Origin of the sequence: Diaphorobacter ruginosibacter, from assembly GCF_040396215.1 — a bacterium.
Taxonomy (GTDB): domain Bacteria; phylum Pseudomonadota; class Gammaproteobacteria; order Burkholderiales; family Burkholderiaceae_C; genus Diaphorobacter_A; species Diaphorobacter_A ruginosibacter_A.
In genome coordinates this window covers 18,460-27,091 of sequence record NZ_JBEBOW010000036.1, presented here as the reverse complement: position 1 = coordinate 27,091, position 8,632 = coordinate 18,460, and the positions used below count along the sequence as shown (strand labels likewise).

Annotated in this window: 5 protein-coding genes; 3 read left to right on the top strand and 2 right to left on the bottom strand. The window is 66.7% G+C overall.

The features are described from left to right. Nucleotides 1-59: 59 nt before the first annotated feature. Together ABWP92_RS06795 and baeS are read right to left on the bottom strand one after the other, a co-directional pair. On the bottom strand, nucleotides 60-821 hold the full coding sequence (locus ABWP92_RS06795; protein ID WP_353234608.1) for a response regulator: 762 nt from the start codon (nucleotides 819-821) through the stop codon (nucleotides 60-62). Continuing rightward, entirely contained in the window at nucleotides 818-2,296 is a 1,479-nt protein-coding gene (gene baeS / locus ABWP92_RS06790; protein WP_353234607.1) for a sensor histidine kinase efflux regulator BaeS, read from the bottom strand. The genes ABWP92_RS06795 and baeS overlap by 4 nt, the downstream gene beginning before the upstream one ends. 233 nt (nucleotides 2,297-2,529) lie before the next feature. Between baeS and ABWP92_RS06785 the strand changes: the two genes are divergently transcribed. Genes ABWP92_RS06785 through ABWP92_RS06775 form a run of 3 tightly spaced genes read left to right on the top strand, consistent with a single transcriptional unit; the run spans nucleotide 2,530 to nucleotide 8,632 of the window. Further along, on the top strand, nucleotides 2,530-3,837 hold the full coding sequence (locus ABWP92_RS06785) for an efflux RND transporter periplasmic adaptor subunit (RefSeq protein WP_502907466.1): 1,308 nt from the start codon (nucleotides 2,530-2,532) through the stop codon (nucleotides 3,835-3,837). A 14-nt stretch (nucleotides 3,838-3,851) separates the two neighbouring features. Then, on the top strand, nucleotides 3,852-7,025 hold the full coding sequence (locus ABWP92_RS06780) for an efflux RND transporter permease subunit (protein WP_353234605.1): 3,174 nt from the start codon (nucleotides 3,852-3,854) through the stop codon (nucleotides 7,023-7,025). Continuing rightward, nucleotides 7,025-8,632: an efflux transporter outer membrane subunit gene (locus tag ABWP92_RS06775; protein ID WP_502907465.1), complete on the top strand. Its 1,608-nt coding sequence runs from the start codon at nucleotides 7,025-7,027 to the stop codon at nucleotides 8,630-8,632. The genes ABWP92_RS06780 and ABWP92_RS06775 overlap by 1 nt, the downstream gene beginning before the upstream one ends.

Genomic DNA, 8,632 nt, shown 5'->3' with positions numbered 1-8,632 from the left:
GTCCATTTCTCCGCAATCCGTGCGCGCCGCACTGGGCATCCACGAAGAACTGGTCCACGTCACCGTGGAAATCCAGCAGTTGCCTGCGGCTCCAGCCTGAACCCGACTCCGTACACCGAACGGATCAGGTCGGCATCCGGATCCACGGCCGCCAGCTTGCGCCGCAGGTTCTTGATGTGGCTGTCCACCGCCCTGTCGTTCACCGAACGCGGATCATCATGCAGGCGCGCCAGCAACTGCTCGCGCGTGAATGCGTGGCCCGGCGCCGAAAGCAGGATGCGCAGCAAGCGGAACTCCACCGGCGTGAGCGGCAGCAGCTCGCCCTTGTAGTAGGCGCGGTAAGCCTCCGCATCCACCCGCAGCGGCGAATGCGCCAGGCTGCGCGCATTCGCCCGCTCGCGCGCGCCCTGCTGCTGCACGCGGCGCAAGATGGCCTTCACCCGCGCCACCACCTCGCGGGGACTGAAAGGCGTTTTGCAGATATAGTCGTCCGCGCCGGCTTCCAGGCCGCCCAGGCGATCGGCTTCCTCCACGCGCGCCGTCAGCATCACGATCGGCAGGTCGCTGAAGGCGCGCAGTTCCCGGCACAGGCTGATGCCATCGCGCCCGGGCAGCATCACATCCAGCAGCACCAGGTCCGGCTCATGCTCCCGCACGTGCCGGACGATCAGGGCGCCGTCAGCCAGCCAGCTGGCCTCGTAGCCGGCGGCGCGCAGATAGTCCATCATCAGGGCGGCCAGCTTGGGCTCGTCCTCGACCACCAGCACATGCGCGGTCGCAACCGATGCGGTGGCTTCATGGTGCGGGGTCTGCGGCGTCATGGGCGCCATTCCTCCTGGTTGTCTGGATGCAGCGCGTGATGACTCAACGGAAAGCGCAAGTTCATCATCAAGCCGCCGAGCGGCGAATTGCAGGCGTTCATCTCGCCATCATGCGCCTCGATGATGCGGCTGCAGATGGCCAGCCCCAGGCCTGCCCCACCGCTGGCGCGGCTGCGCGAGCCTTCCACGCGATAGAAACGATCGAAAATGCGCGCCAGATGGTCCGCATCGACACCGGGCGCCGAGTCGCTGAAACTCAGCACGGCGTCGGGCCCGCTCCTGCGCGCGGTAATGAGCAGCCGCCCTCCCCGGTCGGTGTAGCGCAGCGAGTTCTCCAGCAGATTGCTGAACAGCTGGCGCAACCGCCGGGCATCGCCCGAGACCAGCAGTTCGCCCGCCTCGCAGCGCACCTCCAGCGCAATGCCCGCATCCGCCAGCCGCTGCGCATACGCCGAGACCGCCACGCGCAGCAGCTCCACCAGATCGAGCGGGGTATGCTGGAACGTCATGGCGCCAGCCTCCGCGAGCGACAGGTCGTAGAGATCGCTCACCAGCTTGTTGAGCGTCGCCACCTCGGCCTGCAACGATTTCACCGATTCGCGCGTGAGTGGGCGCACACCGTCCTCCATGGCTTCGAGCTCGCCGTTGAGCACGCCCAGCGGCGTGCGCAGCTCATGCGAAAGATCGGCCATGAAGTCGCGCCGCATTCCTTCGTTGCGTTCCATCACCTGCGCCATGTGATTGAAGTCGGCGGCCAACTGTCCCACTTCGTCGCCCGCGCCCTGCGCATCGACGCGGATGGAATAGTCGCCCGCCGCCAGCCTGCGGGTGGCCTTGGCCATTTCGCGCAGCGGCTTGAGCAGCACCCGCGCCGCCCACAGCGCAACGAGCGCGGCCAGCAGCACCGAGACGGCGCCCATCGTCCAGCTTGCGCGGAACTGGCTGCGCTCGAAGCGCACGTCGCCTGCCGCCGTCACGCTCTGAAAACGCGCCGTCACCACATAGCCGACAACCTGGTCATCGACGATCAGCGGCTGGCGCACGCCCTTGACGCGCGTATCGGTGAACCCCACGACGAAATTGCCGCCCGCATCCAGCAGCGTGGTGCGCAGCAGCGCGCCGGTCAGCTCCGACAGCGGCGGCGACGGCGGGATCTCCTTGCCGTCATAGACATCGGTGTCCGGATCCGTTTCCGGCAGCGGCCGCAGCAGATGGAACCAGCGCCGACGATCCCCGCGCAGGAACTCCCAGCTCCTGCCGTTATCCACATAGGCTTCGATGATGCGGGGCCTCGCCAGTTCGAGGCGCTGCGCCTCCTGCTCGTTCAGGTAGCCCAGAAAGCCGCGGTTGAAGCTCCACTGCGCGGCCAGCGCCATCGCGATGACAACGCTGGCGGCAGTGAAAAGCACGGCCAGAAACAGCTTGACGGTGATGCCCGGAACCAGACGGCTCCGGAGCGATTTCGGCTCCGACACTCTACGAATCAATCCTGTTTGACGAAGAAAACCAAGATGCGCCACATGGCAAACGAATCATTAGACCTCAATAGACCAAACATCAATAAGTATGTTTTGCATCTTGTGAAGGAGGGCCTGCAATGGCAAACCCGCCATTCGTGATATCAGAATGCAGAATGCCGGATTGGCTCCCAGGTTTCTCCTAAATTGCCATTCACAATGGCCGTCTCACCCGTGATTTGCGCTTTTCCATGAATTCAGTCGTTCCAGCCCATTTCATTTCGCAGCCCCGTCCGCAAGCCGCCCCGGCCCCATCTTCTTCTCCGTGGGTTGGACAACAGGCGCCCCGCCTCTCGCGTCTCCTGGTGGTTGCCGGCTGCGTACTGGCTCTGGCCGCATGCTCTGACAAAAAGCCTCAGTCCGCCTCATCGGCCCCGCCGGAAGTGGGTGTCCTCACCCTCCAGCCGGAGCGGCAGCTGGTCACCAACGAACTGCCCGGCCGCACCAGCGCATTCCTCACGGCGGAAATCCGGCCGCAGGTGGGCGGCATCCTGCAAAAGCGCCTGTTCACCGAGGGCGCAACGGTCAAATCGGGACAAGTGCTGTACCAGCTCGATCCATCCACCTATTCCGTCGCCCTCAAAAGCGCCGAGGCCGCACAGGCCAAGGCCCGCGCCACGCTCGCGAGCGCCCAGACCAACGCCAGGCGCAATGCCGAGCTGGTGAAGATCGACGCGGTCAGCCGCCAGGTTTATGACGACAGCCAAGCCGCCGTGCTGCAGGCGCAATCGGACGTGGCGGTGGCCGCCGCCGCCGTGGACGCCGCGCGCATCAACCTGGGCTACACCCAGATCAAGTCGCCCATTTCCGGCCGCACCACCACCTCCTCGGTCACGCCCGGCGCGCTGGTCACCGCCAACCAGACCGCCGCGCTCACGACGGTTTCGCAGATCGATCCGCTGTATGTGGATTTCACGCAATCCAGCGCCGACGTGCTGCAACTCAAGAACGCCATGGCCGCAGGCCGCATCCAGAGCACCGGCAAGGGAGAGGCCCGCATCACCATCAAGCTCGACGACGGCAGCGACTACGCCCACGAGGGCCGCCTGCAATTCAGCGGCGTGAACGTCAACCCGAACACCGGCTCGATCACGCTGCGCGCGGTGGTGCCCAATCCCGACGGACTGCTGATGCCCGGCATGTATGTGCGCGCGACGCTGGAGAGCGGCGTGCAGGAGAAGGCCTTGCTCGCCCCGCAACAGGCCGTCTCGCGCGACCCCGCGGGCAATGCCAGCGTGATGCTGGTGGGCGCGCAAAACAAGCTGGAGCGCCGCCGCATCGTGACGGGCGCGGCCGTCGGCAACCGCTGGGAAGTCGTCTCCGGCCTTGCCGCGGGTGACACGATCCTGGTCGATGGTTCGCTGCATGCGAAGGACGGCGACAGGATCACGCCCGTGCCCTGGACGCCGCGCGACGAGAACAAGGCCGTCCCCGGAGACGATGCGAGCACGGCGGCGCCGGCCCCCGCGCAGGCCGCAAGCGCCCCCGCATCGCGCTGAGGGGCTGACGCACCATGGCTCAATTCTTCATCGACCGTCCCGTTTTCGCGTGGGTGCTCTCCATCGTCATCATGCTGGCGGGCGCCATGTCCATCTGGACCTTGCCGCTCGAGCAGTATCCCGACATCGCGCCGCCGCGCGTGACCATCAACACGACCTACACCGGCGCCAGCGCCGAAACCGTCGAGAACTCGGTCACGCAGGTGATCGAGCAGCAGCTCAAAGGCATCGACAACCTGCTCTACATGAGCTCCACCAGCGACTCCGCCGGCCGCTCGCGCTCCACGCTGACCTTCGCTCCGGGCTCCAACATCGACGTGGCGCAGGTGCAGGTGCAAAACAAGCTGCAAGGGGCCATGAACCGGCTGCCCGACGCGGTCAAGAGCCGCGGCGTGTTCGTCAACAAGGGCGGCCAGGACTATCTGGTCACCTACGTCTTCACCTCACCCGACCCGAGCGTGTCGCAGGTCCGGATCGGCGACTACCTCACCAGCAACGTGGTGGACGTGATTGCCCGCGTCGATGGCGTGGGCGATGTCACCGTGTTCGGCACCAACTACGCCATGCGTATCTGGATGGATCCCACGCTGATGGAAAAGTATGCGCTCATGCCCTCCGACCTGGAGGCCGCGCTGAACAACCAGAACGTACAGGTGTCGGCGGGCCAGCTCGGCCAGTTGCCCGCGGTGAAAGGGCAGATGCTGAACGCCACCATCACGGCGCGCTCCAAGCTGCAGACCGTCGAAGAGTTCAAGAACATCGTGCTCAAGTCCGCCGAGGACGGCTCCGTGGTGACCATCGCCGACGTGGCCCGCGTTGCGCTCGAAGGGGACAACCTCACCATCAAGTCCAGCCTCAACGGCCAGCCGGGCGCTGGCATGGGCATCGTGCTGGCCGACGGCGCCAACGCCATGAAGGTGGCCGAGGACATCGCCAGAAAGCTCGAGGAACTGGCGCCCTACTTTCCCGACGGGATCAACGGCGTCATCAGCTCGGACAGCACGCCGTTCGTGCGCGCCTCCATCGAGGAGGTCGTGAAGACGCTGGCCGAGGCGATGGTGCTGGTGACGCTGGTGATGTTCCTGTTCCTTCAGAACCTGCGCGCCACGCTGATCCCCGCCATCGCTGTTCCGGTGGTGCTTCTGGGCACGCTGGGCGTGCTCTCGGCCATGGGCTATTCGATCAACATGCTGACCATGTTCGCCATGGTGCTGGCCATCGGCCTGCTGGTGGACGATGCGATCGTGGTGGTGGAGAACGTCGAGCGCGTGATGAGCGAGGAAGGCCTCTCGCCCAAGGAAGCCACGCGCAAGTCGATGAAGGAAATCACGCCCGCGCTCGTGGGCATCGGCCTGACGCTGTCGGCGGTGTTCGTGCCCATGGCCTTCTTCGCGGGGTCGGTTGGCGTGATCTACCGCCAGTTCTCCATCACCATCGTGGCGGCCATGGCGCTGTCGGTCCTGGTGGCGCTCACGCTCACCCCGGCGCTGTGCGCGACCATTCTCAAGCCGATGCCGCATGGCCATCACGAACGCCCCATCCGCGCGGGCATGCTGGGCTGGGTCGACAAGTTCTTTCGCGGCTTCAACCACCAGTTCGACCGCAAGGCCAACGGCTACCAGGCGGGCGTGGGCAAGCTGCTGCGCAGCCCCGCGCGCATCATGCTGATCTTCCTGGCGCTGCTGGTCGGCACGGGCTATCTATTCCATCGCCTGCCCACCTCATTCCTGCCGGATGAAGACCAGGGCTTCGTGACGGCCAGCATCACGCTGCCGTCCGGCGCGACCGACGCCCGCCTCCAGGATGTGGTCGATGAGATGCGCCAGTACTTCCAGACACTGCCAGAGGTGTACCGCATCAACGCAGTGTCCGGCCTGAACGGCAACCAGAATTCGGGCAACATGTTCATCCGCCTGAAGCCGTGGGACCAGCGCCCGCTGGCAAGCCAGTCCGCCGCCGCCATCGCCACCAAGGCAACGAACGATCTGCGCAGGATCCGCGACGCGCGCATCTACGTGATGCTGCCGCCCGCGGTGCGCGGCCTGGGCTCGAGCGCGGGCATCAATTTCATGCTCAAGGACCTGAACGGCCTGGGCCATGACGCGCTCATGAAGGCCAAGGACGACATCATCGCCGCGTCCCACGACATGCCGTCGCTGGCCAACATGCGGACGCTGAACTTCGACGACACCTCCGAGCTGAAGGTGGACATCGACGACCGCAAGGCGGCTGCCCTGGGCGTTTCGCTCAGCGACATCAACAACGTGCTCTCCAGCGCCCTGGGCGGCTCCTACGTGAACGACTTCATCCACTTCGGGCGGGTCAAGCGCGTGTACATCCAGGGCGACGCCCCCTACCGGATGCTGCCGCAGGACGTCAGCCAATGGTCGGTGCGCAACAAGAATGGCGAGATGGTCCGCTTCTCCTCGTTCTCGACCACGTCGTGGAGCAGCGGTTCGCCGCAGCTCATGCGCTACAACGGCAGCCCCGCGCTGGAAATGCTGGCCAACACCGCGCCCGGCGCAAGCTCGGGCGATGCCATGGCCGAGGTCGAGACCATCATGAAGAAGATGCCCCCGGGCATCGGGATCGAATGGACCGGCGCCTCGCTGCAGGAACGCCAGTCGGGCTCGCAGGCGCCTTTGCTGTACGCGATCTCCATCCTGTTCGTGTTCCTGTGCCTTGCCGCCCTGTATGAAAGCTGGAGCGTGCCGTTCTCGGTGATGCTGGCCGTGCCGCTGGGCGTGATCGGCGCGCTGATCGCAACCTATGGCCGCGGCATGTCCAACGACGTGTACTTCCAGGTGGGCCTGCTCACCACGGTGGGGCTGGCCTCGAAAAACGCCATCCTGATCGTGGAGTTCGCCGTGCAGTTGCAGGAGCGCGGCATGAAGCTGATCGACGCGACGCTGCAAGCCGTGCGCATGCGGCTGCGCCCCATCCTGATGACCTCGCTGGCCTTCGGCTTCGGCGTGCTGCCGCTGGCGCTCGGCACGGGCGCGGGCGCCGGCGGACGCCGCGCCATCGGCACCGCGGTGCTCGGCGGCATGGTGTTCTCCACCTTGCTGGGCATCTTCTTCGTGCCGGTGTTCTTCCTGGTCATCCGCAAGCTCTTCACGCGCGGGAAAACCGCGGCGTCCCCATCCGACGCCGCGGCCCCCGGCGATACGCCGCATACCGCATCATGATGGAATCGAATCTCCCCCCCACCGCGCTCGCGCGTGCGCTGCGCAGCTGCCGGCTCGTGGCCGCACTGGGCGCGCCCGCTGCAATGCTCTGCGCCTGCATGTCTCTGGCTCCCGATTACCAGCAGCCGCCCCTGCCCGTCCAGGACACGATGGAGCATGCCAAGTCCAGCGCCGCGCTCTCGCCCGACCAGGAAGCCGCCGTGCGCATCGACGAGCGCAACGGCCCGATGCACTGGCAGGAATTCATCGCCGAGCCGCGTCTGCGCGAGCTGATCCATCAGGCGCTCGACAACAACCGCGACCTGCGCGTCGCCACGCTCGCCATAGAGAAGGCGCGTGCGCAATACGGCATCGAGCGCGCGGCGCTGTTTCCCTCCGTGGCCGCGACAGGCGCCGCCAGCCGCTCGCGCACCGCGGACGACCTGACCACGGCGGGCCGCGGCAACATCGGCAGCCAGTACACCGCGCAGCTTGGCTTCAGCAGCTACGAGATCGACTTCTTCGGCCGCGTGCGCAACCTGAACGAAGCGGCGCTGCAGGAATTCCTTCGCACCGGCGAGAGCCGCCGCAGCGTGCAGCTCAGCCTGATCGCCGAAACCGCCAGCGCCTGGCTCACCCTGGATGCCGATGCGCGCCGCCTGATGCTGGCGCGCGAGACGCTGCGAACGCGCAAGGAAGCGCTCATACTGACCGAGCGCAGCCATGAACTCGGAGCAGCCAACGGACTGACGCTGGCGCAGACGCGCACCACCGTGGACTCCGCGCGCGTGGATGTCGGCACCTACACGTCCCAGCTCGCACGCGACCGCAATGCGCTCGCGCTGCTGGTGGGCGATGCGGTGCACGAATCGCTGCTGCCGGCCAGCGTGGCAGCGGCAGTACCCGCCGAGCCGCCGCCGCTCACCGCCGGGCCGCGCCGCTCGGAGCGCCTGGCCTCCGTGCAGGCCGCGCTGCCCGAGCCCGCCACGTCGCTACTGTCGGTGCCGCAGGACCTGCCCTCCTCCGTGCTGCTGCACCGCCCCGACGTACAGGCCGCGGAATACACGCTGCGCGGCGCCTACGCCAGCATCGGAGCCGCGCGCGCCGCGTTTTTCCCGTCCATCACGCTGACGTCCTCCGTCGGTACGGGCAGCACCTCGCTATCCGGCCTGTTCGACTCGGGCAACGGCACCTGGTCGTTCGTCCCGCAGATACGCCTGCCCATCTTCGATGCCGGACTCAACCGCGCCAACCTGCGCGTCTCCGAAGTCGCCCGCGACACCGCCGTCGCGCAATACGAGAAAGCCGTGCAGACCGCGTTCCGCGAAGTCTCGGACGCGCTGGCCGACCGCGCCACCCTCGGCGAGCGCATCGATGCACAGCGCTCGCTGGTGGAATCCACGCGCCAGGCGCTGGACCTGTCGGACGCGCGCTACCGCCTGGGCGCGGACGACTACCTGAGCGTGCTGGACGCGCAGCGCTCGCTCTATGCGGCGCAGCAGACGCAGATCACGCTGCAACTGGCCGAGCAGGCCAACCGCATCACGCTCTACAAGGTGCTGGGCGGCCAATGGACCGACGGCCGGCTGGAGCGCGAGGATGTGGCGGCGGCAGGCCCGGGGAACTGA